The organism is Vibrio ishigakensis (assembly GCF_024347675.1).
Classification (GTDB): domain Bacteria; phylum Pseudomonadota; class Gammaproteobacteria; order Enterobacterales; family Vibrionaceae; genus Vibrio; species Vibrio ishigakensis.
Genome location: NZ_AP024881.1, coordinates 1,519,529 through 1,545,350, shown reverse-complemented (window position 1 = coordinate 1,545,350; position 25,822 = coordinate 1,519,529). Strand labels below are relative to the sequence as shown.

The 25,822-nt window shown below is 46.4% G+C and carries 23 protein-coding genes; 11 read left to right on the top strand and 12 right to left on the bottom strand.

Annotated features, from left to right (window positions below; translation table 11 throughout):
* The first annotated feature begins 6 nt into the window (after positions 1-6).
* From Pcarn_RS06995 to Pcarn_RS06975, 5 genes are all read left to right on the top strand, one after another.
* Positions 7-522, top strand: a complete 516-nt coding sequence (locus Pcarn_RS06995; protein WP_261833153.1) for a chalcone isomerase family protein — start codon at positions 7-9, stop codon at positions 520-522.
* A 73-nt stretch (positions 523-595) separates the two neighbouring features.
* Positions 596-1,090, top strand: coding sequence for a hypothetical protein (locus tag Pcarn_RS06990; protein WP_261833152.1), 495 nt, complete (start codon positions 596-598; stop codon positions 1,088-1,090).
* Positions 1,091-1,144: 54 nt separating this feature from the next.
* A complete protein-coding gene (locus Pcarn_RS06985; RefSeq protein ID WP_261833151.1) occupies positions 1,145-2,014 on the top strand; it encodes a DUF302 domain-containing protein in 870 nt (289 codons plus the stop codon).
* Positions 2,015-2,211: 197 nt separating this feature from the next.
* Positions 2,212-2,892 carry a hypothetical protein gene (locus Pcarn_RS06980; RefSeq protein WP_261833150.1) on the top strand — a complete coding sequence of 227 codons (681 nt, stop codon included), beginning with the start codon at positions 2,212-2,214 and terminating at the stop codon, positions 2,890-2,892.
* Positions 2,893-2,912: 20 nt separating this feature from the next.
* Positions 2,913-3,455: a DUF3332 domain-containing protein gene (locus tag Pcarn_RS06975; protein ID WP_261833149.1), complete on the top strand. Its 543-nt coding sequence runs from the start codon at positions 2,913-2,915 to the stop codon at positions 3,453-3,455.
* A gap of 52 nt (positions 3,456-3,507) precedes the next feature.
* On the opposite strand, the gene Pcarn_RS06970 is transcribed toward Pcarn_RS06975, so the two are convergent.
* From Pcarn_RS06970 to Pcarn_RS06955, 4 genes are read right to left on the bottom strand one after another with little or no spacing between them, the layout of a single operon-like run.
* A complete protein-coding gene (locus tag Pcarn_RS06970; RefSeq protein WP_261833148.1) occupies positions 3,508-5,235 on the bottom strand; it encodes an arylsulfatase in 1,728 nt (575 codons plus the stop codon).
* Between the two features lie 33 nt (positions 5,236-5,268).
* Positions 5,269-5,649 carry a DUF4345 domain-containing protein gene (locus Pcarn_RS06965; RefSeq protein WP_261833147.1) on the bottom strand — a complete coding sequence of 127 codons (381 nt, stop codon included), beginning with the start codon at positions 5,647-5,649 and terminating at the stop codon, positions 5,269-5,271.
* Positions 5,650-5,663: 14 nt separating this feature from the next.
* Positions 5,664-6,926 carry an anaerobic sulfatase maturase gene (locus Pcarn_RS06960; RefSeq protein WP_261833146.1) on the bottom strand — a complete coding sequence of 421 codons (1,263 nt, stop codon included), beginning with the start codon at positions 6,924-6,926 and terminating at the stop codon, positions 5,664-5,666.
* A gap of 35 nt (positions 6,927-6,961) precedes the next feature.
* Positions 6,962-7,735 carry a hypothetical protein gene (locus Pcarn_RS06955; RefSeq protein WP_390904412.1) on the bottom strand — a complete coding sequence of 258 codons (774 nt, stop codon included), beginning with the start codon at positions 7,733-7,735 and terminating at the stop codon, positions 6,962-6,964.
* A 155-nt stretch (positions 7,736-7,890) separates the two neighbouring features.
* On the opposite strand from Pcarn_RS06955, the gene Pcarn_RS06950 reads away from it, so the two are divergent.
* Positions 7,891-8,751 carry a DUF302 domain-containing protein gene (locus Pcarn_RS06950; RefSeq protein WP_261833145.1) on the top strand — a complete coding sequence of 287 codons (861 nt, stop codon included), beginning with the start codon at positions 7,891-7,893 and terminating at the stop codon, positions 8,749-8,751.
* A gap of 66 nt (positions 8,752-8,817) precedes the next feature.
* Here the strand turns inward: Pcarn_RS06950 and Pcarn_RS06945 are convergent, their stop codons facing one another.
* The 7 genes from Pcarn_RS06945 to Pcarn_RS06915 all read right to left on the bottom strand — a co-directional run bounded on the left by Pcarn_RS06945 (position 8,818) and on the right by Pcarn_RS06915 (position 19,808).
* On the bottom strand, positions 8,818-9,942 hold the full coding sequence (locus tag Pcarn_RS06945) for a M14 family metallopeptidase (protein ID WP_261833144.1): 1,125 nt from the start codon (positions 9,940-9,942) through the stop codon (positions 8,818-8,820).
* A 232-nt stretch (positions 9,943-10,174) separates the two neighbouring features.
* Positions 10,175-10,846 (bottom strand): hypothetical protein, encoded by a 672-nt coding sequence (locus tag Pcarn_RS06940; RefSeq protein ID WP_261833143.1) that lies wholly within the window; start codon positions 10,844-10,846, stop codon positions 10,175-10,177.
* Positions 10,847-10,856: 10 nt separating this feature from the next.
* Entirely contained in the window at positions 10,857-12,980 is a 2,124-nt protein-coding gene (gene recQ, locus Pcarn_RS06935; protein WP_261833142.1) for a DNA helicase RecQ, read from the bottom strand.
* Between the two features lie 209 nt (positions 12,981-13,189).
* On the bottom strand, positions 13,190-14,317 hold the full coding sequence (gene msrB, locus Pcarn_RS06930; RefSeq protein WP_261833141.1) for a peptide-methionine (R)-S-oxide reductase MsrB: 1,128 nt from the start codon (positions 14,315-14,317) through the stop codon (positions 13,190-13,192).
* 176 nt (positions 14,318-14,493) lie between these two features.
* Entirely contained in the window at positions 14,494-17,280 is a 2,787-nt protein-coding gene (locus Pcarn_RS06925; protein ID WP_261833140.1) for an Hsp70 family protein, read from the bottom strand.
* 57 nt (positions 17,281-17,337) lie between these two features.
* Entirely contained in the window at positions 17,338-19,176 is a 1,839-nt protein-coding gene (locus Pcarn_RS06920; protein WP_261833139.1) for an Hsp70 family protein, read from the bottom strand.
* Positions 19,176-19,808, bottom strand: a complete 633-nt coding sequence (locus Pcarn_RS06915; RefSeq protein WP_261833138.1) for a DUF2760 domain-containing protein — start codon at positions 19,806-19,808, stop codon at positions 19,176-19,178. Before Pcarn_RS06915 ends, Pcarn_RS06920 begins: the two co-directional genes overlap by 1 nt.
* 153 nt (positions 19,809-19,961) lie before the next feature.
* Between Pcarn_RS06915 and Pcarn_RS06910 the strand changes: the two genes are divergently transcribed.
* Positions 19,962-20,492 (top strand): 3'-5' exonuclease, encoded by a 531-nt coding sequence (locus Pcarn_RS06910; RefSeq protein WP_261833137.1) that lies wholly within the window; start codon positions 19,962-19,964, stop codon positions 20,490-20,492.
* Here Pcarn_RS06910 and Pcarn_RS06905 read toward each other — a convergent pair whose 3' ends face one another.
* Positions 20,493-20,939: a tellurite resistance TerB family protein gene (locus tag Pcarn_RS06905; RefSeq protein ID WP_261833136.1), complete on the bottom strand. Its 447-nt coding sequence runs from the start codon at positions 20,937-20,939 to the stop codon at positions 20,493-20,495.
* A 136-nt stretch (positions 20,940-21,075) separates the two neighbouring features.
* Between Pcarn_RS06905 and Pcarn_RS06900 the strand changes: the two genes are divergently transcribed.
* The 4 genes from Pcarn_RS06900 to Pcarn_RS06885 all read left to right on the top strand — a co-directional run bounded on the left by Pcarn_RS06900 (position 21,076) and on the right by Pcarn_RS06885 (position 25,727).
* Positions 21,076-21,768, top strand: a complete 693-nt coding sequence (locus Pcarn_RS06900; protein ID WP_261835648.1) for a sulfite exporter TauE/SafE family protein — start codon at positions 21,076-21,078, stop codon at positions 21,766-21,768.
* 121 nt (positions 21,769-21,889) lie between these two features.
* Positions 21,890-23,245, top strand: coding sequence for a MipA/OmpV family protein (locus Pcarn_RS06895; RefSeq protein WP_261833135.1), 1,356 nt, complete (start codon positions 21,890-21,892; stop codon positions 23,243-23,245).
* 113 nt (positions 23,246-23,358) lie between these two features.
* Entirely contained in the window at positions 23,359-24,954 is a 1,596-nt protein-coding gene (locus tag Pcarn_RS06890) for a recombinase family protein (RefSeq protein ID WP_261833134.1), read from the top strand.
* An 80-nt stretch (positions 24,955-25,034) separates the two neighbouring features.
* A complete protein-coding gene (locus tag Pcarn_RS06885; protein ID WP_261833133.1) occupies positions 25,035-25,727 on the top strand; it encodes a hypothetical protein in 693 nt (230 codons plus the stop codon).
* Positions 25,728-25,822 lie beyond the last annotated feature (95 nt).

Sequence of the window (25,822 nt, the reverse complement as noted above, 5' to 3'; positions counted from 1 at the left end):
GTATAAATGAAACCCAGAACTCTTTTAACCTTAGCTTTAGCCGCAATGCCTTTAGGTGCTATGGCGGAGGGCTCTATAACGGCATCGAGCGATGCATCTCAATCTAAATGGAGTCACCACAGCTATCAAACTGTCGCTAAAGGGACCCGAACAACTTGGTTTGTCGATTACTACGACCTTGAGCACAAGCGAGACCAACAGGGTAATCACGCTCTAATCATGACCTTCTTGCCTGAGAAGCTTACTAAGAAAAAGGTGCGTACGGCTTTCATTGAAGCGCTGGGGAAGGCGAATCCTTCATTGGATACCAATGATCTCATTATTCGAGGTCTGATTGAGAATCTTTCTATAGCGCTATCTCAAGACGACACAGTGACCATAGTCGAGCGCAACAACAAGATTCAGATCCAACACAACGAAAAGGTGATTTATCAATTCGCGGATGCGGGCGGTCAGAAACAGGCGTTGCTCAACATCTGGTTAGGTGAGAAACCGGTCGATGATTTTCTTGTCCAGGTTTAAGCCAACAACTTATGCCTTGGCAGCTTTAATAATGTTAATTGCCCCGTTTAGTGTGAGTAGTGAGGAGAGAGTTGTGCAGCCGTTAGACAGTAAAACTCAAAAACAGTTTGTGGATGGGCTTAAGTACGAACTTATGTTTCGAAAGCTAAGTCGCCAAGTGTTCGCGGAGTTTGAACAGAACCCTAGTGGCAAGATGCAAAGTGACAGCATAGCGCTTTTAAATCGAATCGAAGCCCATAACACACGTGTAATGGCGCCTGTGCGAGAGGCTTTTAATGTGGATACCAAGATTGGCTGCGGCGACAAAGTACTCGCTAGCACGGTAACCACAACCTTAAAGGTTATGCCTTCGTTGGGTTTTAAATATCTGGAGGGGAGTGCGCGTCGATTCGTGTCGCAACTTGAAGATATCGCCAAGCTGAGCCCTGAAAAATACCAAGATCAAATGGAATACATGGTCGAGCATGAACGAGCGCTTTATCGTTACTTGGTTCTGTTTAATCGAGGGCGATATCAGGCCGCGGACTCTATCTTCAAGCAGTTCATTAAGCAGTATCAGGTTCATTAACCTAAGTCGGAAAGGGATTTCTCCAAATCATTATATTTTTGAGAGATATTAAACATGAAAAAATTTCCACTTATTGCCCTATTAACTATCCCATTGTTTGGCTGCGGTGTATCCCCGGATCAAGAAGTGCAACAGACACAACTTCTTAAGGTAGACAGCAATGCAAACCTGGTCGCAAACAATGCCGATGCTGAGCAACTACCCCACGTTTTGACCATAGATCATGCACGACTGGCCGCCAAAGAGGGTGAATACTTAGACGCGAGCCGAGTGGATTTCTATGTAAATAATGAAGTTAATACTATGCTGCTTCAAGAAAACATCATGGCAGGGCTAGACCTTCCTCTTCGCGTGCTGAACTACGCAGAAGAGGGTCAGATAAAAACCATGTACACAGATGCTGAGTTTCTTGCTAAGCGACATGGGCTGAGCAACCTCGATGCACTGGCAAAATATCAACAGCAGGTTGAGACAATGGTTGAAGATACACCTGAAGCCGAGCCAGCACCAACCGGAGAACTGACCAAGGATTACGGGATTAAAACCCTTACCTCCGATTACGATTTTGAAACCACCATAGCCAAGATTGAGCACGACGTGCTTGCAGAAGGTGACACGGTTTGGTTTATGAACTGGGACTACCAAAAACAGGCTGAGAAACTAGATGAAGAGCTACCTAAAGCCACGCTTCTGGTATTTGGTGGCCCGGCTCCGGGTGCTAAAGCCATGACAGATTTTTCAAGCATAGGTCTGGATGCCTTTGGTCAGAAGGTGTTGGTATTTGAGCAAAATGGTGAAGTGCAGATTGCTTACAACGATATCGTCGATTTTGCCGAGCTTCACTATCAAGATGCCGCCATTCCGCACCGAGTCATCAACTATCGTCTAGGCAGTACCCTAAAAGGCGCCATCTTAGACGACTAATAGAATCTAAACCTATCTGTTCTGGATAGGTTTTCACCCCAACAGCCGAAACAATGACTGCCAAAAGTAGGTAGGGGTTAAGTGCGTCTGTTGGATGCTAGGGGCTTGAAGCTCTAGCTAGTACAAGGAGTACGAGTCATATATGGAATTTGTACTAAACAGGCCCGAACTATTTGGGCTTTAACTTTGGATAGAACATGAAAACGAAAATTGTTTCGCTCTCTTCGCTACTACTTATTTCGGTAACGGCTCAGGCTAATGAACAAGAGACGGCGGATGCGACGGTCGAGACCCAAGTAAATTCTTATCACGCTCAAGATGTGCGTAATGTGCAGACCAAGCTTGAGGCAGATTACTTTACTCATGACAACTTTGACGGTTATGCAGTAGGCGGTGAGTTTGGTATTGCTGGCAAGGCTAGTGTAGGTGTGACTTATACGGCTCTTGAATACACTTGGAACGACAGATTAGGACGTGAAAATAGCACCGATAGCGACGCTATTGCGATTACCGGTCAATACAACATCAATGAAAACATAGTGATCGACGCCCTTTGGAATGTGTCCGGCGACTTTGACCAACTGACATTCGGTGCTAACTATGTTGCAGATGCGTCATTCGGCGTTTGGAACATTGGTGCCAATTACTCAATGGGTGATTTGAATGATAGTGCTGATTTTGAAGCCGGAATTTTGATCCCATTTGCGACCAATTTTTACTATCGAGGTGACTTTACTTACTTTCTTGATAACGAGGTAGATAGTCAGTTCGAAAACAAACTTGGCTGGACCAATGGTACGGTTGACATCAACGCCTCTTACAACATGTACGAGTTTGATGACTCTTACGTAGGCATCCACTTTGGCTACTTGTTCTAAATCTTTGCTGAGCACTAATCATGAAAAAGTTTAAAAAATCACTGCTGGTGGTAGCAGTAGCGCTGACCGCTCCGGTTCTTTCTGGCTGTGTGGGCAGTAACTTCACGACCAAGAAGCTAATGGAATTCAACATCAAGGTGGTGGATAACCGCTATGCCCGTGGTGGGGTGAACTTCCTACTGGCGCCAGTGTATGGCTTTACCACCCTGGCCGACTACTTTGTCGTGAACTCCATTGAGTTCTGGACCGGCAAAAACCCTTTTGATGGTACGCCACACATCTTTGATAGCAAGGCAGAAACCTATATTGATATCAATGGCGATCTCGACCCATCTCTGACCGAAGCACCTATCGAACCGATCAGCTACAAGCAGGTAGAAGAGAGTCAGCTTCGCTCAATCGATGAGAACACGGTTGAGATGGAAGTGACCTTTGTGGATGGTACCCGCTCAACGTTAGTAGGTGTTAAACAAGGCTCAAACATTACCTTTAGCGTCGATGGCGAGGTAGTTTCAACGACCAGCATCCAGGCGCTAGAATCAGCATTCGTACAGCAGTCGTAAAACAAAAGGGCTTCTCAAAACGGAGAAGCCCTTTGGCTTAGAGTGGGGTAGATTAGTTAGCCGCAGCTGCCCACGGGTTCCAATCTTCAGCCACCTCTACAATGTTGTGATCCTTCGCGTATTGCTGATAGATCTTCATCATAGATTCAAACTTCTCTGGATATTTATCCTCCAAAGGAACTGTTTCGGCAGGGTTCTCTTTGATGTTATACAGGTGCCACTTACCATCACCGTACATGCCGGTTCTGAGTTTCATTAGCTTGAAATCGCCTTGAATAACGAATCCATTACCAAATAGCTCGAACGCAAACCAATCTTTTTCGGTGCGAACGGTTTTCGATTCACCCTCTAAGAAAGGCTTCATAGATACGCCCGATGGCACAGGGATCTTACGGTCTTTATAGGCATTGCCCGGGTGTTTCACCTCAGCATAATCCAGCATAGTCATTGGCAGGTCTTTCACGCTTAGGGTAGTGCTAGACATGACGCCCTGTTGATCAAAGTCGCTATCTTGTGGCGGTTTCACAATAAGCGGTACGCGAATACCACCTTCGGCGATAAACCATTTCCACCACTGCAGCGGTCCTGTGGTTGCGTTTGCCCACTCTAGGCCAAGTTGACGGCTGGAATTTGCGCGACCGATAGCTTCATCACTCATATCAAAGTGGTCTTCGGTCCAGTTTTTCCAAAGGCTGTTCGCTAGAGGGCCAAAGGCATCAGAACCTTCAGGGCCGTTATCCGGCAAATACACGATCAGGGTGTTTTCTAGCTGACCACTCTCACGCAGATAATCCAGTACACGACCAATATAGAAGTCATGTGACTCAACCATAGCCGCGTAGGTTGCCATCAGACGCGCTTGGGTTTTCTTCTCAGCATCGGTAAGGTCATCCCATTTCTTAGTGAGTGGGTTACCCTCAGGAAACGGCGTGTCTTCTGGATAGATGCCAGCCTTGATCATCGACTCATAGCGCTGTTTCTTCAGGCCTTCCCATCCCAGTTTTTCATACATTGGGATGTATTTATCAATCAATGCAGAAGGAGCCTGCAATGGGAAATGGCCGGTAGTTAGCGCCAGATAGCCAAAGAAGGGTTTACCTGATTCACGACCTTGTTCGATGTATTCAATCATCTTACCGGTGTAGAGATCGTCCGAGAAGATCCCTCGCACGCGGTCAATCTTCTCGCCATTCTCATAGAACTGCTGATAGGTAACCGGTGGCTTTTTTCCTTCTTTGAGGGCTTTGTTTGCTACCTTGGTGGACGGGTACATATCCGTGTTATCCCAGTGGGCTGAACCGCCTGAGTAAACACCGAATGTTTGCTCAAAGCCCCAATCTTGTGGCGGGAGACCATGCCCGTGGCCAGAGCCAAGGTGCCACTTACCAGAGTGATAGGTGTTATAGCCATTGTCACGCAGGAGCTCGGCGACGGTCACGGTGTTGCGCGTCAAATAGCCTTCATAACCCGGCTTGCCTTTCGCGGGTGGATAGAAGGAGTAATCGAAGGAGCCGAGGCCTACTTCGATACTGTTCGCACCGGTAAGCATTTGTGCGCGAGTAACAGAGGACACTGGAGAGGCGTGAAAGTTGTTAAAGCGAATGCTCTCTTCTGCAAGATTGCTCAGGGTTGGAGTGTTGATTTCTGAGCCGAAGGGCGCCAAGTCACCTAGGCCGATATCATCACTAACGATAAGCAGGATATTGGGTCTATTGTCGTCGGCGGCCAGAACTAGGTTGGGCACGACCAGACCAAAACAGATGGTTATTTGTATCTTCATTAATAAATCTTCCTTAATTTAACTCTGCTTCAACTATTCAGTTTTTTGTTTTAAAAGCAGCAAGCCAACAACGCCAAATCCGAATTCTAGGATCAGATATAGCCACAACACACCGTTTGGATTTCCATCCACAGCGATACTCAGGATTCGTCCAAACGCCAGACCAAACATAAAGATGATGAGATTGATGATGGCACCCTTGGTATGTTTTGGATTAAAGGCGCCGATTAACCAGTAGAGAGCCGTTGCCAAGTACAAGCCCATTACCGCACGAAAGATATGTGAAACCTCAACGCTGTTTACATCGATATCGAATAAGAACGCGAGTGAAGCATTCGGGGAAAAGCCATAGGAGAGGGCTATGGGGATGAGCCCTGCAGTGGCGAGTAGTAGAAAAATCTTATGTTTATTCACAATACCTCCTTGTTTTAGTTCCAGCGATGCAGTTCAGTATCTTGATACTTTCCATGAACGACTTTTTGCTGGTTGATCTTTAATAGTTGGCTGATCCTCGGGTCCACATGTTGGAAGAAGTCGAGCCAGCCACTGCACAAATAGTTGAGCCCAGGTTCACCATCTTCAGTGGTCAGAAAACGGTTTTTAGGACACTCGCCATGACAGGCAAAGCGATAGTCACATTCGCGGCACTTTTTAGGCAGCGATTTGTATTTCGCTAAACCAAAATCCGCCTGCTTACGAGACAGGGCAATCTGCCCAAGCTTGGTTTGTGTGATATCGCCAATCTCGAACTCTGGATAGACATAGTGATCGCACGAGTAGACCTTGCCGTTTGGCTCAACCGCAAGTCCCTTACCACAGAGTTCAGATAGGGTACACATGGTGCTTTGTTCACCCATCCAGATACCGATAAAGTTCTCAAAGTAGGGGATAAATACCTTGCCAAAATCCTTTTGCATCCATTCATCGAAGATGGTTTTAAGAAATACCCCCCACTGCTTGGCAGAGACTGACCAGGGCTCCATAGTTTGAGTTACTGGAATGATGGAGTTAGAGCCATTACTGGTCCATTGACTGTTCAGTGCCGAATTGCTTTTATCCACCACAGGGATAAATTGGATCTGATTAGGCTTAATCTCATCGCGAAGGAATCGATACACCTTGAGTGGCTGCATAGAGGTGACATCATTTACGCAGGTCAGGGTTGCGAATGTCACACCATGTTTTTTGAGTAGCTTGGCACCGCGATAGGTTTTCTCGAACGTTCCTCTGCCTGCATGATTCTTGCGGTAGTGATTGTGCAGTTCTTCTGGACCGTCAATGCTAAGGCCCACAAAGAAATCATGCTTTTTGAAAAACTGGCACCACTTGTCATTGAGCAGTGTGCCGTTGGTTTGAAGGTCATTAACTATTTTCGAGTGCTTCGGGCTGTACTTAGCTTGCAGCTCAACCACCTTTTCGAAGTATTCGAGGCCTAGAATAGTGGGCTCGCCACCATGCCAGGTAAATACGATCTCGGGTGTGTTTTGCCCTTCGATATACTGCTTGATGTATTCCTCAAGCAGGTCAAAGGACATTCTTTTCTCTTCACGCTTGTCGTAATCTAGAAGCTGCTGTTTTCCTAGATAGTAGCAATAGGAGCAATCGATATTGCACACCGCACCTATAGGTTTAGCGAGCGCCTGAAACTTTGTATGGGCTTTGCCCTGATACTGCGGGACTTGAAATTCCATTTACTTATCACTTATACATCGAGTGAAACAAAAAGTTAGAAGTGAGCGGCCCAGCCAATCAAGAAGCCTTGCGAGGCGGTGTTGTAGGCAAAGGTGTCACCGTTGTCGTAATCAACCCAGGTGGATTTGTAGGCGAGGTTGATGTCAGACCAAGAGTTGATGTGATAGCGCACACCGGTTTGCACTGAGCTAGTAAAGTCGGTATCACCACTAAATCCGACATCGCCATTGAGATAGAAGTCCCAGTTTTTGCTAAGCGGAGAGGTCAGGCGAGCACCAATGAGGTAATCGACCCAATCTTCCTTGATGCCGTTTTTCTGGTCGATAATGCCATTTTTACCTCGTAGTGAGGCATCGATGTCGTTGTCCCACCATCGGATACCCGCCATGTAATCCACGGAACCGAATCCATATTGGTAGCGTTTGAAGGCTTTGGCCTCAAGAACACCTTGTCTGACTTCGACCTTGCCGGTGACCAGATCCAGATTCAAATCAACAAGGTTAGTTTTGCCAGAGAGCTTCATAAAGCTGTAATCGAGGTAGAAACCCCAAGTGTTGTTGTAGATGGTTTCCCAGTGAAGCATGGCACCCATATCAATATTGTTCATGATGAACTCGGGGTCTACATCGACACCTGATGACAGCCCTGCTATCTCAGCATCACCGCGGATATTGAGTGCCAATGCGTAGATTTCGATAGAGTGCTTCCAAGCAGATTCTTGCTCGGTAGGTTGTGCTGCGTGGGCAGATGGAGAGGAAAGCATTGCTAGCGGTAAAGCGGCGCTTATTCCTTTTAATAGACGTTTCATAATTTCACTAATCCATGTGTATGAAATGTTTGTAAGGCATTGATTTAAATATTAGTCTTACTTACAAACTGATAACAAATATTTATTAATCCAGATCACATAACTTCAAACTAAGCGTCTAACTATTGGTAGAAATCATCACAAAGGATGGAAGTATGAGAAAGACAATCGCTTTACTATTCAGCTCAGTGTTTATTACTGCATGTAGCGGTGTTCCTCAGCAGACACAGCAAGATCTGGATTCAGTCGATAGCAGGGTAGGATTGATTGAAGCGAATGCAAATAAATTGAATCTAGTGCCGGTACTTTCTATCGATCACTCGCGTTTGGGAAGCGAAGCTGAGCAAGACCTTGCGGCGAGTCGGGTTGAATTGTTTTCCGATGATAAGCTCAACACTGAGCTTCTAAAGCAAAATATAGAAGTGGGCTTAGATCTGCCATTTCGAGTGTTGAGTTATTCGGAAGATGGGGTGATAAAGACCCGATACACCAATGCTGAGTTTCTGAAAAAACGGCATGCTCTTGAAAACTCTCGTGCCTTGAACCAATTTGAAAACAGCGCGCAGAAATTGGTGAGCTCTGTTGCCGATGCTATGCCGGTTACCACGCAGGGACTAGAAAAGGGTTACGCAATAACTCGAGTGGAATCGGAACTCGACTTCAATGCTACCATTGAAAGCATCAAAACGAATGTACTGGATCAAGAGGGCACCGAGTGGTTTTTGACCCTTGATTACACTAACAGGGCTAAGTCTCAAGGGGAGACCTTGCCACCTGTTACTTTGTTGGTGTTTGGCGCGCCGGGCCCTGGTGCCAAAGCTATGAAAGATTACATGAGTATCGGCTTAGACACCTTTGGACAAAAGGTGCTCGTGTATCAGCAAGGTGAAAAAGTCATTGTTGCTTACAACGACATTGTTGAAATGGCGCGCCTTCACTATCAAGGTTCAGCACTGCCACATAGAGTGGTCAACAAGATGTTAGGCAAGACCATCTCGAATTCCATCGAGAAATAAGCACGACTAAAACGAGAAAGCCCAGAGGTGAATGCTCTGGGCTTTTTACTGTCATAAGACTGAATTTTACAGCTTTGGAACCGTTGCAAACACAGCGGCTAGCATATCGTGACCAAAGGCTACGCTGCGATCTGGTGACCAACCGTAAAGCTCATCGGCTTGGCTGATGTGGTCTTTAAACGGCATCTCGACCGTGTAAGACAGGCACTTAAACTGCTCGCCAACCCAGTTTGAACCGACGGTAAGGTTTGCCTTACCCGGTTCATCCTTGTCGTAACCCACCTCATCTTGGAATTCAGGGGTAATAGTTAGAAGCGCTTGTTTAAAGTGCTCTTCTAGACCTTGAATACGCTCATCATAAGATGGAATACCTTCACTACCGGCAACAAAGTTGTATGGTATAGCTTCATCACCATGGATATCTAGGAACATGTCTACGCCAGTTTCTAGCATGCGCTCGCGCACCAGATAAACCTCAGGGCTGCGCTCCATAGAAGGGGTTTGCCACTCACGGTTTAGGTTTACACCAATGCCATTGGTACGCAGGTGACCACGAATGCTGCCATCTGGGTTCATGTTTGGCACAACGCGGATAACCACTTTGTCTAGCAGCGCACGACCTACGGTGTCCGTTTCATCTAGAAGACGCTGCAGGAAGCCTTCGATAAACCATTCTGCCATGGTCTCGCCTGGGTGCTGACGACCAATCATCCAGATGTTCTTCTTCTCTGGGCTTGGCTCACCTATGGTCAGCAGGCTGATGTCGTTGTTGTCTAAGGTGTGACCTAGGGTTTCTAGCTTACACGCAGGGTGGGTTTGCGCATCATGTAAAAGGTCCTGGTGACGGTCATATGAGTAAGGTGCGAAATAGACGAAGAACATGGAGTCATGTTCTGGGATGATATCGAAGGTTAGCGCATTACCATCGAACTTTGCCGGAATGCGGAACCACTCTTCACGGTCGTAAGAGGCGACCACATCATAGTCACTCCAGCCTTCAGGATAAGCAGAGGTAGCCAGCTCACTGATAGTAAAGTGATGTGGCTGCTGTGCTTCGCTCTCTAGGCGAAAGTGAAACCACTGCGCGATATCCGTTTGGTTATCTGCAGGGATAGTAAGTTGAATGTCTTGTGGTGAGTCTGCTGAAACAACATGAATGTTGCCGCTCTCAAAGTTACTGAAAATTTTCATTTTTGTTGTTATCTCGTGAGGGAGGTGGGCTAAGGTTAGCACACTTTATTTCCAGCTAACTACCAAAGCGTAATGAGTCTCACTTAAATTGAGATTGAGTGATGAAAACGTCAGCAAAGGTTAGGCAAAAATCAGCGAAGTGAGATAGATACCGAGTGCTGCGCAACCTGCGCGGACCAATGCAAGTACCAGTAGATTTACTTTAGGGTTCATACACACCTCCATGTGTGGTTTATCGTCTTGTAAGTAGTGCTAACAAAGCGATTGGAATGGAAATAATCACTCCTAGGCTCATCAAGGTACCTAGGGTGTTTAGCCAATATAGGACGACTTGCTCTAGCTGTGAAAGATACACAACTCCCAAGCTAAGCAGGATATAGATAACCAAGCTTAGATAAAGTGAGCCCTCGAGCGCGCCTTTAATGTCTGTCAATGATGGCAACATATAAAGAGTAACACTTGCTAAGGCGAATAAACTCAACATATCTCCCAAACCTGCCTTTGAGAGGTGAGTGATTAAAGTCAGCGGATAATTGACCAGTGATTGAGCTTGTAATTGACTAGCAAGGCTATTAACAAAGGGGATCTGACTTCCAAAATAGAGGCAAGTGGCACCGATTAGCAGAGGTGCAATGGATACCAGAACATGACCAAGTGAGCCCAGAACAGTGTGAGGCCGAGTAAAGGCAACGTAACCCATATTTGGGTTTAATCTTGTTGGCATCTGAAACCAACGTACCTGGGTTATTTTAAAACCAAAGGCTTTAGCAAATAGGTAATGGGAAAACTCGTGCAGGGTGACGCCAATAATGCCGGTAGAGAGAAGTAGCCAATGTCTGAAGCGGCTGTTGCTAATACACAGGTTTATCGAAGCTATGGCTAAGATTGAGAATAGAAATATCACGCTTGTCTCATCAGTTAGGTTGCTGACTTTTAAGATGAGCAAGTACGCAGCGCAGAGTCGCGTAGTCTACTTCTTCGTTTAGGGCCTCATAAAGCGGCTTCAGCTTATTCTCTTTGAGGCTGTTAAGTTTATCGGCAGCCTGGCTGATTTTATCTATTATTGCTTGCTCCAAACTGATGACCTGATTGAGTGAAACTTTGCCAACCTCAATACCTGAACCTAGGTGTGATAACACAGTATTAAGTGCGATTTTTCGCTGTTCGCTTATTTGAGTCGGTGTTAGTCCACTTAGTAACAGCTCTACCGTATTTGATTCAGTTGCGCTTAGAGTCTTAATCTCTTGTGGTTTTTCCTCAACAACCTCAAGTAGTTGCGCGCCGTACTTCTCTACCTTGGTCTGGCCAAAGCCAGAGATGGTTGCAAGCTGTTCAAGGCTGATGGGTCTTTCCGTTGCAATTTGTTTTAGGCTGGCATCATGGCAGATCACATAAGCGGGTACATCCTGCTTTTTTGCCAGATCTGCACGAACCTGTTTTAAAGCCTCAAATTGGCCTAGGTCCACAGCTGAAAGGGTGTCGGTAGCTGAGCTTTTGCTGGTTCTCTTGCTGCTGGATTTTCGCGGTTCTCGCATTTGGACGGATTGTTCGCCACGTAAGATAGCTCTGCAGTTTGGAGTGAGTTTTAGGGTGTTGTATTCCCCTTCAACTCGAAGATAGTTCATAGCGATAAGTTGTCTAAATACGCCTTTCCATTGTGTCGCGTTAAGGTCTTTGCCTATGCCATAGGTGGATACCTTGTCGTGACCGAATGATAGGATTCGGTCGTCCGATTTACCCAGCAAGACGTTGATCAGGTAGGTTGCTCCAAAGCGCTGGTCACAGCGATAAACGGTCGAAAGTGCCTTTTGGGCAGCCTGCGTACCATCCCAAGTTTTTGGAGGAGAGATGCAGTTATCACAGTTGCCGCAAGGTTCTTGTTCCTCACCAAAATAGGAGAGCAGATTTTGACGGCGACAGCTGATGGACTCACAGAAACTAAGCAGAGCATTTAGCTTTTGTACCTGAATTTGTTTGTAGGCTTCGCTACCTTCAGAGTTCGCCACCATCTGGCGCTGCAACACTACATCTTGCATGCCGTAAGCCATCCAAGCGTTGGACGCTTCACCATCACGTCCCGCACGCCCTGTTTCTTGGTAATAGGATTCAATGCTTTTAGGTAGGCTTAGGTGCGCAACAAAACGAACATCAGGCTTATCGATACCCATACCAAAGGCCACGGTGGCGACGATTATGATGCCGTCTTCTCGAAGAAATCTCTGTTGGTTGGTGTTTCTTAGTTCAGATGACATACCCGCATGGTATGGCAGCGCAGTGCGACCTTGGTCATTCAGCCATTTTGCAGTTTCTTCAACCTTCTTGCGAGACAGGCAATAAACGATCCCTGCATCCTCTGCATGGTCGCTAGATATAAACTGCCACAGATCCTTCTTTGCATTGGACATTTCACCCACATGATAGCGAATGTTGGGCCTATCAAAGCTATGCACGAACACGCGTGCTTGCTCAAGACCAAGCTGTGAGATGATTTCTTCTTTCGTACGCTGATCTGCAGTAGCCGTTAGCGCAATACGCGGGGTAGATGGAAAGCGTTGCTGCAACACCGAAAGTTGTTGGTATTCAGGCCTAAAATCATGCCCCCACTGGCTCACGCAGTGCGCTTCATCGATAGCAAACAGAGAGAGCTGACACTGAGCGAGCAAGTTTAATGTTCGCTCCATCATCAGTCTTTCTGGTGCGACATACAAAAGTTGAAGCTCGCCCTGCAGTAGCATGTCCTCTATCTGCATCTGCTCGTACTGATCTTGAGTTGAGTTCAAGTATGCTGCTGACACGCCCGCTTGTTGAAGGGTATCCACCTGATCTTTCATCAATGCTATCAATGGAGACACCACAATGCCCACGCCAGGTCGAACAATAGCAGGGATCTGATAGCAAAGGGATTTACCGCCGCCGGTTGGCATCAGGGTTAGCACATCTTGTCCAGCAACTAGGCTTTCGATGATTTCTTGTTGTTGATGACGAAAATCGTCGTAACCAAAGACTGTATTTAGAACGTTGAGCGGGGTAGGTGACACTGGGATTCCAATTGCGATTTTCGTAATTGGATAGAGTGTAATGGATCTAGAAAAGAATCACAGCGCTGTTGTTGATGCTCGCGATATGGGTGCAAAAAGTAAGCAGTCGTAGATGTGTATGATCACCGCATGGTTTGGATTGAAGCTAAGCTTTAATTGAAAATGCCCCAAGCCAAAGGCTTGGGGCATTTGTTCTATCGTGATGTCGATTAGAAAAGAGCCAGATACTGTCCGTATCCTTGAGACTCTAGGTCTTCTTTGGCAATAAACTTAAGCGATGCTGAGTTAATACAATATCTCAATCCAGTGGGTGCTGGGCCATCATTAAACACATGTCCTAAGTGAGAGTCACCGAAGCGACTACGAACCTCAATTCGTGTGTAAAACAGCTTATTGTCTTTGTGCTCAGTAATGAACTTGTCATTAATAGGCTTGGTGAAGCTTGGCCAGCCCGTACCAGATTTGTATTTGTCTGTTGAGCTAAACAGTGGCTCTCCGGAGACGATATCTACATAGATACCCGCTCTCTTGTTATCCCAATACTTGTTCTTGAACGGGCGCTCCGTACCATCCTCTTGGGTAACATAGTATTGAAGCTCGGTGAGCATAGCTTTTATTTTGTCTTCAGATGGCTTTTTATAATCGCTCATCTGAATATCCTTGTTCTGCTCAATCATTGAAACAAGGGTGATGCCGTTTTCATCTCTATCTTTGCCAAAGATGGTATCAAGATATCGATCTCGACCACTACCATGACGATAGTATTTGTAGCGAATAGGGTTACGTTTGTAGTAATCCTGATGGTAATCCTCGGCTACATAGAACTCTGTGTATTCAATAAGCTCTGTTTTCAGTGGTTTTTTGAATACGCCCAAGGCTTCAATATCTTGCATGAAGTCCGATGCAATCTGCTTTTGTTCTGCGTTGTGATAGAACACAGCAGGGCGATAATGTGGACCACGATCGACAAACGAACCCTTGTCATCGGTTGGGTCAATATGGCGGAAGAATTGGTCCAGCACCTCTACATAGGTCACTTTTTCAGGGTCGTAGGTGACCTGAATGGTCTCTATATGACTGGTTTTTCCAGACGCAACCTGTTTGTAGGTTGGGTTTTCCTCAGTACCACCGGCATAGCCGGAAACCACATCAATAACTCCTGGAAGTTTTTCAAGATCAGCTTCCGTACACCAGAAACAACCACCGGCTAGAGTTGCAATCTGAGTATCGCCTGAGTGTGGCATGCCTTTAGAATCGGCATTAGATGCGGTGGAAACCATCCATGCAAGGGGCGATGTGATGCCAAGGACAATCAGTAATTTTGAGAAGCGTTTCATACCTGACCTCTACTTTGTGTGACTTTAGATGCGTTGGTGTATATGACAGATTCTTGTAACAAAAACTTTCATTAAATGTTTAGTTTTTAATACTTTGTAATGCAATTAGGAGATCAAGGAAGGGCACTGGTCGCGCTGGAAATAAAAAAACCGGAGGCTTAGCTCCGGTTTTGGGGTTAGATAAGGTGAAGCCCTGCAGGCAGTGAGTCACCAAAGGCTTTGGCCGCCTGCTCTTGTTTGAGGCTGCTTGCATCAAGCAGGATCTCTTTCCAAGACTCAGGTGTTTTGCTTTTCGAGAGTTTGTCTGCAATCTTGTCACGGACTTCGTCTGAAACATCGATAGAGCGATCGCCCGTTTTTGAAGCCATCAGCACGGCGGCAAAGCCCGCCATGGTCTGTTTACTCCAATCAAGCTCCAAGATAGACGCGAGCCATTCTTCTACTTGAGTGGATGGAATGACATTGTGCTGACTGCCGTAAAGAGGTCTGCGACTGGCAAGGCGCGCCAGTGCCCACCAGTGAGCATCTTTGTAGCTATCAAAGTTAATTGCTTTGGTCAGGAACCAAGTACCTAGCAGTACTTTGTCATCATAATGAAGGTGTTCTAGAGAGGCAGACAGGCGAACCATGGCTTCATAGCCGTTTTGGTGCGCGGTTTCCGCAGACTTTGGATTCTTCAGCATTCCAGGGTGCAGGTACTTGGCAATATCGGCCAAGATCTCTTCTTGCTGCTCTTGGTTTAGGCCGCCACTGATACGACGCCAAAAGATCCACCAATCACTCCAAGACTGCTGACTCTTAAACTGAATACCCTGCTGGTACAAAAGCCATACTTGGTCCATGCGCCAGCCATCGACGGCGTCACCAAAGCCTGGACGCAGTGAGTAACCCGCCAATCGAAGCCAGTTTTTTTCGTGCTGATCAGACCGGCGGCGACGCTTACGTCCTAAGGCAAAGGTATCGAATAGCGCACGAGAGGTGGCAAGGTCCCAGTTTTCACGTTTGCCTAGAGACTTCTCCAGTTGTTTGCTAAGAAGCTTAATAGCCTTAGCATCGGTTTGCTTTTTGTTGCCACTGTATAGAGAAGAAATAAGCTCACAGGCGTCTTTGACCTTTGGTGATAGCTCTTTGGTCTCATGACGTTTGCCGTGGCGCACTTCAAATTCAACCTGCCAACGCTGGTCGTCATCTATGCTGACACACTCGAGTTTAAGCGTGCCTACCTCGGTTAATCGACAGCTTAGCTGAACCTCTTGCTTACGCTTTTGGTTCTGTGCTAATTCAGTTTCATCATCACTGTTTAGCGAAGCAACATAAGGCGGTAGCGGTAGCATCTGCTCTTCATCGATAGGATGCAGAGAACCGTTTTGCGGCTTGTTGCCATCGTTTAGCTGATCGACTGTAGTGGTCAGAAGATTAAAGCGCACCGGCTGATCTAGGGTTAAAGCGAAGCGTCGTCCAGTTAAGCGGACCTCTTGCTCTTCTTCCGCACCTTTTTGCAAAAGACACAAGGCTTGTGACTTGCTGCCTTTTCCTTGTAGATGCAGGAAGTAGGAGCGAGGACTACCACCACCAATTTTCAGTTGAGCACCACGCCTTGCCTTACTGTAGGCAACCGCGCCATAGGCGACCGCATAGTCAGGGTGTGGATTATCTAGAAGGGTGATCTCCTCACCGCGCCACTCTTGCATAACCTCAACCAAGCGCTGCTTGATAAGATCACTATTGAAGGCGCCGCCGTTGACTAAAAGTGCCACCGGAACTGTGTTGCCATCCTCTTTCAGTGCTTCCTGGCAAGAGTTTCTGTGCTGAGCCAGAAATTGTGCGATATGTTTGGTTACAGCTGGATCTGACACATATGGCAGACCAAACTCAACCATGGCGCTGCGCTTGGAGTTGGGTAGTACATCGATGCTGGTTTTAGGGAAGAACCCTTCTAAGCCAACCTGACGCACTTGATCCTTACTTAGATGTACACTGCGCGAACCACCAATTAGGCGTGAGCCACCGCCCAGCAAGGTTACCTTACCTTGCTCTGGGGCATCCTTGGATAGCAATGATTCTTTAACGCGTCTGGTTTGTTGGATAAGTTTACTAAGTGCACCGGCTTTCATCGGCTTGTTGCCGTTGAGTTCACGCTCACTCATATGTGCCAGTGCAAGGTCGATATTGTCACCGCCAAGCATCAGGTGTTCACCAACCCCGATACGGCTGAGGGAAAGGTCACCTTGATCGTAGCTCGCTTGGATCAAACTAAGGTCGGTGGTACCACCTCCCACATCACAAATCAGCATAAGAGGGAGATCAGAGAGATCTTGGTCTTGATGTCGTCCATACCAGTCATAACAGGCGGCTTGTGGCTCTTCTAGAAGAAGTACTTCGCCAAGCCCTGCAAGCTGTGCGGCTTTCAGGGTTAGATTGCGCGCCGTCTCATCAAAAGATGCGGGAACCGTGACCACCACTTCTTGTTCTTCGAGGCGATTGATTGGGTTTCTATGATTCCAGCTTTGTCTGATGTGATTGAGATAACTGGCGCTGGCGATAAGCGGAGAGACTTTCTCTACATCTTCGCCACCAGTCCAAGGCAGGATGTCGCCTTCTCGATCTACCTGCTGGTGGGAGAGCCAACTCTTAGCACTGGAAACCTGTCGTCCTTCAACGCTAGTGCCCAGTTCTCTGGCCCATTCACCGATAATTGGATTTGCTAGATCGCCTTCGACTCCTTGCTGTTCCCAAGGAAGTTGCAGACTCTGCGCATCAAACTGGTTGGGCGCGGCATGGAAGCGAAAAGAGGGCAGTTGTGGGCGTCTTGCCACTTCGCCCTGACCAATGAGTTGATCGATATGAAACAGTTCTACCTTTGAGTCGGCAAGGGGAGAGGTGTTCTCGCAGAAGGCGACAACTGTGTTGGTGGTACCAAGGTCAATACCGACCAAGTAGCGAGCTTTTTGGTTGGAGGCCATTTTGTTCCTGATATTTCTAAAGAAAAGCACCGCATTTGCGGTGCTTTTAAGTTTAGCTTACGCTTCGTCGCGCACGTCGAATTCGACATGCCATTTCTGGCCATTGTCTTTAGCGATAGCTTCTAGGTATAGAGTACCTAGTTCTGTTACGCGAGCGGCTAGGGTAACCGCAACCACGTCACCGACTTGGCGACCGTCTGTAGCATCAAGGGTTACGTGGATCTCTGGCAGCTCTTCAAGCTCATCTTCACGCCAGTAATCTAGGTGAGTACCCGCGATGTCATCACGACGGGTGGTTGAGCCGTAGAATTGGAAGTGAACTGGCTGACCGATAATAAGGCCAAACTCTTTGTCAGTAACTTCAACTGAAGAGCCTTCTTCCATACCAAATGGAGCCACACACAGCGCTTCCATTGGAGGCGCCATACCTGGGATAGCTGGCATCGCGCTCTCGATACCCACGTAGTAGCTCGATGCAATACCGCCGCGGATACGAACGCCTTTGCCTTGACGAACGTGACCGTAATAAGCTGCGCCAGATGCCACTGCTAGGTCAAGGTCAGAACCTTCCAACAGTTTTGCAGACTCTGCATCAGCGTCGTTTAGCCAAAGGTTGATCACTTCAATCAGACGCTCAGATAGGGCTTCTGCTTTTAGTACACCACCGTTAAATAGCACAGCGGTTGGCTTAACAAAGTCTGGTTTCTCTTGTTGGCCAAACATGCCACCAAACACGTTCTGAGTGGAATCAGATTGTTTTGCAAGGAAGGCAGCAATGTGACGAGTAATGCCCGCATCTTGTGCGTATGGCAGACCCATTTGAGTCAGTGCACCGCGAGATTTTTGAACTGGATGCTCGTCGATATCAACCACAGGGAAGAAACCGTCTACTAGGGTCTCTTTCACTTCTTGTTTGGTTAGATCAGTCTTAAGTGTGCTGCCTAGAAGCTTTGAACCTCGGCTTGGTACTACGATTGGCACAGATTCAAGCTCTTGGTCTTTAAGTAGGGCTTCTTTTGCGTCACGACACGCGTGGGTAATGGCTTGGATTTGCCAAGGCTGAAGGTCTTTACCCTCTTGAGCCAACTTCATCTTCAGGCGATACGCTAGAGCTAGGTCCATGTTGTCACCGCCAAGCAGGATATGCTCACCAACCGCGACACGGTCTAGAGTTAGGTTACCTTCCTCTTCGGTTACAGCAACTAGTGAAAGGTCGGTTGTACCACCGCCTACATCCACAACTAGCACTACATCACCAACGCTTAGCTGGTTACGCCAATCATCGCCGGTTTTTTCAATCCAGTTATAAAGTGCCGCTTGAGGCTCTTCTAGAAGAGTTAAATGTTCGATGCCAAGATTGCGCGCTGCCTCAGCAGTTAGATCACGTGCCGCTGGGTCAAATGACGCAGGCACTGTGATGGTCACATCTTGTGAAGTTAAAGGATGCTCAGGATTAGCATGATCCCAAGCATTCTTTAGGTGTTGAAGATAAAGCTCAGTTGCGCGTAGTGGTGAAACCTTAGCGATCTCCTCTGGGCTGCCTGCTGGAAGAAAGGCTTCACGGCGGTTAACCGCTGAATGGCATAGCCAAGATTTAGCACTTGCTACTAAGCGAAGAGGGGTCTTGCTACCTAGTTTGCGCGCAACCGCACCCACTAGGGCTTCTGAAGTCGTAGTCCAAGGCAGGCTGCGAGAGCCTTCACCCATTTCATGCTCACTTGCTTGGTAGATGAAAGATCCCAACTGATTTAGGCTTTCTACCTGACCAGGCGCGGTCAGCTGAGGGATCGGCATGATCTCAACAGAGGCATCTTCAAGGTGTTTTTCAGTGTATGAAAGAACACTGTGTGTGGTACCAAGGTCGATACCAAGAATGTACTTTGCAGACTCGCTCATTACAGCTCAACCTCCGCAGGGGCAATGATCTTAGCGTCGTAGTTTTCAGCAAGCTTAGGCAGGGTGATGTTTTCTACCTTCCAACCTTTGTGAATAAGGGTGCCGTTAAATGGCGCATTGCCAGTTACGTTGCCCACTAGGCGGATTTGCTGTGCATCGAAGCCTTCAGGGATAGTGACCTGAGTTTCTTCTTCTTCGGTGCGAACTGGGGCAAGGGTTAAGTACTCATCCAGTACTTTCTTACCACCACCGTGGATAACGCGAGCAGCTGCGCCCACTTCTTCGTCACTGAATGCACTGACGTCTTCATTTAGGAAATCGATAAGGCGAGCTTCTTGCTGCATCAGAGATAGCAGTTGCAGTGCGCTGTCGGTAGAAGCCGTTTTCAGTTTCGATTCAACCTCAACAACCTTCTCTACGACTTTCTCAACTTCGACAACTTTCTCTACTTCAACGATTTTCTCAACCGGCTTTTCAACCTCAACGATCTTCTCTACTGGTTTTTCTACGATTTTCTCGACGGTTTTTGGTTTTCTAGCAATCGCGATGGCAAGAAGGGCAACGCTCGAAACGGCAAGGCCAGCGTGAAGCATGTCGATAGTTTGTGGTACCGATGATAGGTCGATAATCATGATGAATTCTCATTAAACATAGTTACTAGGGGTAATGTGTGGGCTACATAGATAAAATTCAAGAAAAATTCTGACAAAATCATTTGCTTGGGTTAACAAAGCCCATTCGGTTAAACTGTATATCAGTCATAGAGTTAAGATTAATCAAGTTGCATGAATTTTAATCGAGTGGTCTGTTTTGACCTTGAAATGTGCTGTTGGAATGTCGATGGAAAGGGCACGACCGGCGAAATTATAGAGATTGGTTTGGCGGAGATTGATCTCGCTAAACAAGAAATCGTCAAACGCGCCCAATATTATGTGAAGCCGGAAAAAGACGAGGTCTCTCTTTTTTGTACTGAGTTGACCGGAATTACGCCTCGAAAGATAGAAAAGCAGGGGCGACCTCTAGATTCTGTCATTAAGTCCATGATCAAGAATTTCGGTGGTGCCAACAAGATCTACGCGAGTTGGGGGCGTGATGACCTGATTTTTCAGGCCGAGTGTGAGGCGAAGGGAATAGATTTCCCGTTCGTAGAGTTTCTTAACCTAGCGACCATCTATCGCATCCAGCATAGACTGAAAGACAAACGTATCGGCCATAGAGCGGCGCAAGAAGCGTTAGAAATAGAGTGGGAGGGGCGCCAGCATTCTGGTTACACCGACGCTTATAATCTGGCAAAACTTGCGTTAAAAATGCTGTAGTTATTCACCCTGAGCTTCAAGCTTGGCGCGAATAAACTCGTTGTGGTCGAGGTAGATAAGCTCGGCCACCTTGCGAATCACAGACTCTTCAATTGGGTCGAGCACACCGTCTGCAAAGGCGATAACCCACATACTTTTGATCAATTCAAAACGTTCTGATTGAGCGAGGTCTCTAAGTTGTGAGGTGAAGTCATACAGGGATGCAGACTGATCAGACTTATCGCGTGCCTGTTTAAGCATCAGTTTGGCTTCTTCGGCGGTGAACCCTAGCAGGTTTTGTAACATCTTTTGTTCGGCTTGTATCTCTTCTTCAGATAGAGTGTGGTCGGCCTTTGAAACTTCACAAAGAAGAGCCGCCATAGCGAGCTTTGGTTCGGATTTCGCTTGGCTAGAAAGGTCTTCTCCTTCAAGCAGCTCTTTAAACAGTGATTGGATCTTATTAAACATCAATTTCGGACTCCAAATAATAATACCTCTTATATGGAGTATGACCGCCATCTGAGTCAATGACTCAATTTAATTTTATGGGGATGCAATATTGGAAATCTTAGGTATCACATTATCGCAGGATGTACTTGCGGCTATGGGATTGATTTTCTTGGGCTCTTTTGTACAAACCGCCATCGGTTTTGGATTAGCTATTGTTGCCGCTCCCTTGCTATTTCAGATCTCTGTGGATTATGTCCCAGCGCCCATCTGTCTAGTGGCGCTGTTTATCTCCCTAATTAACTCTTATAAGCACAGAAGTGATATCTCTATTGGCGGCCTCAAGCTTGCTTTGTACGGGCGCATACCTGGCTCTATCGTGGGTGGTTGGTTACTGCTTTACGTTTCTGCTTCCCTGCTATCTTTGACCCTAGGCATCTTCGTATTGATTGCAGTGCTTATCAGTGTGCTTCCGTTTCGCTTAGAGCCGACCCCGAGGCGTATGTTTGGCGCAGGCTTGCTGTCTGGCTTTATGGGAACAAGCTCCTCTATCGGTGGCCCACCTATGGCGCTGCTGCTTCAGCACCAAGACGCCAATGCACTTAGAGGTAACCTCTCTGCCTTCTTTGTGTTCAGTTCTATTATCTCGCTTATTGTGCAGATAGCGGTAGGAGTGATGTCTTACAAGCACCTAGTGATGACCTTGCCGTTAATCCCAGCAGCTCTACTAGGTTATTGGCTTGCGATAAAAGCGGTGCCATACCTGTCAAAGGTATGGATGCGACGCGGAGCTTTGACCCTGTGTTTAGCCAGTGGAGTGACCGCAATCTGGCAAAGTGTCCATTTTTAAAGCGTTTAATCGTAATTTGTCGTCAAATGCCCTACGCACTGTGATATCTAAGTCTATAATTCTTTTGAATATTTAGATGTAGCCGAATCCTTTGGCTCACCATTTCTAAAGAAAGGATTTCATGCAAAAATTTAAGCCAACTCTGCTCAGTTTATCTGTTCTCTCCGCGCTTTCTCCAAGCGTATTTGCAGAAGAAACGACAGAAGCAGAGTCTCAAGAGCCTCTCTACGAGCACGTCATTGAAGAGCAGACTTGGGGTCTTGCCGGCGTGGTTCGTAGCGCCAGTGTTCCTTATGTAAATGCTCTCGAACTAGACGATTCGGAGAGGGTAAACACCTTTATCCCTATGCTCTATTTCGAGAACGAACACGTCTATGTAAAAGGGCTAATGGGGGGTGTTTACCTTTATAACCCAGAAGATAGCGACTGGAATGTGTCCGCACTTGGGCGACTTCGTTTTGTCGACATTCCAGCTGAGATACAAAATGAATTCGGTGCCGACGCTTTTGATTTTGGTTTAAGGGGGGAGTATCAATACTCGGACGAATGGTTTGCGTATTCTGAGCTTATGACCGAAAAAGACGGTAATTGGCATATCAATTTTGGTACCGAAGGTGAGTATTTTGTTGGTGACTTTCAGATCCAACCGCATGCCTCTCTGCGTTATAAGAGTGAAGACTTCAACACTCAATACTATGGGTTGAATGCCGAAAAAGTAGATGCGGGTGTGGATGCTTTTGTGGGGGTGCGTGCCAGCTACCACGTTGTCTCTAACCTTTACCTTCTCGGTGCAGCCAATGTCCAGATACTGGATAACGCGGCTTATGATGCAGCGGTCATCGACAACCGTGTTCAAACGGAATATTACCTTGGCTTCGGTTTCTTTAACGACAAAGACAAACCGCGTAAAACAGAGCTAAGCAATAAGCGTTACTTTAGAATCTCGCACGGTTGGGGCACGCCATCTAACCTAGGGGATATCCTAGCTGGCGACATTGAAGACGATCCATACAACAGTCAGATCACTACACTTTTCTATGGTCATCCTTTGACTGATGAGTTGTTTGGCTTACCTTTGGATATCTATCTAACCCCGGGCTTTGGTTGGCACTGGAGCCACGAAAATCAAGCTTCAAGTCAAGAATATATCCTAGCTATCAAAGCTTATTACACCATATCTTGGCCGTTTGACTGGCGCTTGGGTGTAGCAGAGGGTATGTCTTATACATCGAAGATCAATTCACTGGAGAAAGAAGAATTTGATAGAAAGGGCTATGAGCCAAACAACTTCTTGAACTATCTCGACTTCTCGATAGATGTAAACCTAGGTTCCATGTTTAACGCTCGCTCTATGGACGGCGTATGGCTTGGCTATGCTATCCACCACCGCTCTGCAATCTTTGAAAAGTCCTCGCAATATGGACGAATCAAGGGTGGTTCGAACTACAACACGATAACCTTGACAGTAGACTTCTAAAAGCAAGGATAAGCCTACGGGCTTGTCTGGCGTTAACTGGCAAGTTTTTAATTGCGAGATATGTAAACTCCAAAAGCCCGTCATTAGATGGGCTTTTCTTTTATGGGGTTTTTATGGCTATCGCTTATTCTTATCGTCGCTTCAGTTCCAAGGCGCAGGAACAGGGAGATTCAATCCGAAGACAAACTGAACTAGCTGAGCAGTATTGCTTGGATCATCAATTAGAGCTGAGTACACAAACCTACGAGGATTTGGGTGTTAGTGCTTGGACTGGCAGCAATGCGGACGAGGACGCAGGGTTAGGGCAGTTTCTGTTGGCTTGTCAGCAAGGCAAGATTCCTAGTCAAAGCGTTTTGCTGGTGGAAAGTTTAGACCGTCTAAGCCGTGAGAAAATCAAGAAAGCGATGCGCCAATTGATGGATATCACGGATCATGTTGATGTAGTTACATTGATAGATAAACGCCGTTATACATCTGATATGGATTTCTCTGACTTCATTATTGCTGGAGCGACTATGCAACGCGCCAATGAGGAAAGTGAGGTCAAATCCAAGCGTCTTAGCGCTGTTTGGGAGGCTAAACGCAGAGATCCCATGAACTCCAAGAAGACTCGAAAATGCCCATTCTGGCTTGATGTAACCGACGATAACATGGGTTTTGTTATCAACGATAAAGTCGAAATAGTAACAAAGGTATTTGAACTAAGCGCGCAAGGTTTAGGTGCAATGAAAGTAGCTAAACATATCAATGCACAGGGCTTTAAAACGGCTAGAGGCAAGATGTGGAGCCATTCAAATATCTCGGTATTGTTGAAAGCTAGAACGGTTCTTGGTGAGTATCAGCCTTGTAAAGTAATCGATAGAAAGGTCGTTCCTCAGGGCGATCCTGTGGCAGGTTACTATCCCCAAGTCATAACCCCTGAATTATTCCACAAAGTGCAATTGAGTATTAAAGAAAGGGCGCGCAATGTTCGCATGGGAAGCACTAGTTCCCATCGAAATTTGATCAGGCACAATGGGCGTTGTATGTGCGGTGGTGAGCTTCACATTACTTCTAAGAGACAAGGTGTGCCTTACTTTCAATGTCAAAGCAGGGCTAGTTCTAAGTGCCCTCATGGGTTGTTTAGATATGATGTCTTTTTGCAGTTCGTTCGGGAGCAAATTATCAGACCTATGTATTTTAATGCTTGGGCAATAGATCAAAACTCTGAACTAGAGTCAAAAAAAGACGCGCTTGAAGTCCAAAGAATAGCCGAACAAAAACAACTAGATAGCTTATTGGACGCTGATTTATCCAACAGTAGCGTTATGCGCAAAGTAAGTCAGCTGGATAGTAACGTCGCTAGCCTAGCAGAAGAAATAGAGAAGATTGAACAACAAATCGCTAAGGCTAGATTGAGCGGTTCAAAAGCTCATAGCACCCAAACCATGCTTCAGCTAATTGATATAGCAGATGAAAGTGATTCTACGGATAGGCAGATTTCAGCGCGTGTTGAACTGAGTCGTATGCTTAGTCATTTTGAGTTCGAGCTTGGTGGGGAAGACCGTAGATCTTTAATTACAGTAAAGCATTTCGATAAGCAAAGGCAGGAGTATTCAAAGCAGAGTTTCATAAGTGCTAAGACGCCAAGTAGGGCAATAACGCGTGATCGAAAGCTCGGTAGACTGAAGGGTATATGGAAACTAAGCGACTTTTCTCTTACGTCGTAAAAAGCATATTATTTCGCTATGCGTTGCTTATTATCCGCGCATTACTTAAATGTGTGGATTTAAAAATGAAGAAACTGGTATTGGCTGCATTAGCAGTAACTCTTGTTGGATGTGGCGGCGGATCAAACGGTGAGAATGACCCAACCGATAAGCCTATTGAACCTACTCCTCCGCCTACGCCTGAGTTTTGTATCGAGTGCATTGTTGACAATGAACTGCCTTTGCCTGAAGTCGGGCACCCTGATTTACCTGATGATTATGTAGATGTGTGGGATATCCCATTCATGCCTTGTAATGATGACCAAGAGACATTGACACTGCATAAGCGTGGCAATCATTATTCTTTCAGCCGTGATGGTGATGTTAACAATATTGCATGGAATCTGTGCGAGAGTACCTACCCAGACCCAGCTGGTGTATCTTATGTTCATTATGATGTAAACACAGATAGCGTATATGAATATTACACTTCTAGCTTCTCATACGATCCTGAAATGAGTGATATGGCTAGCGGGGGTATTGCTAAAACAGTATTTGATGAGAACAATCTATTCGTAGAGGCGTATACATGGAGTTTTACGCACTACACTGATACTGGTACAACAACTGTCAATACCTTAACTGAGAATCGTGTTATAAACGGTGAATATTACTATCGTCACTGGAATCATGAAACAGGTGATTGGCATCATTGGTACCCGCAGGATAATCAGTATATCCCTACTCACGAAACTGCTCTTGAAGCAGTGAACCATACCTTCCGTAGGGACTAGAACTTATAACCCCCTGTGTGACTATTGCGTGATAAACAGTATTACACTTAGTTAGATTTGAGCCTCAAAGGTGTTTGCCTTTGGGGCTTTTTTTA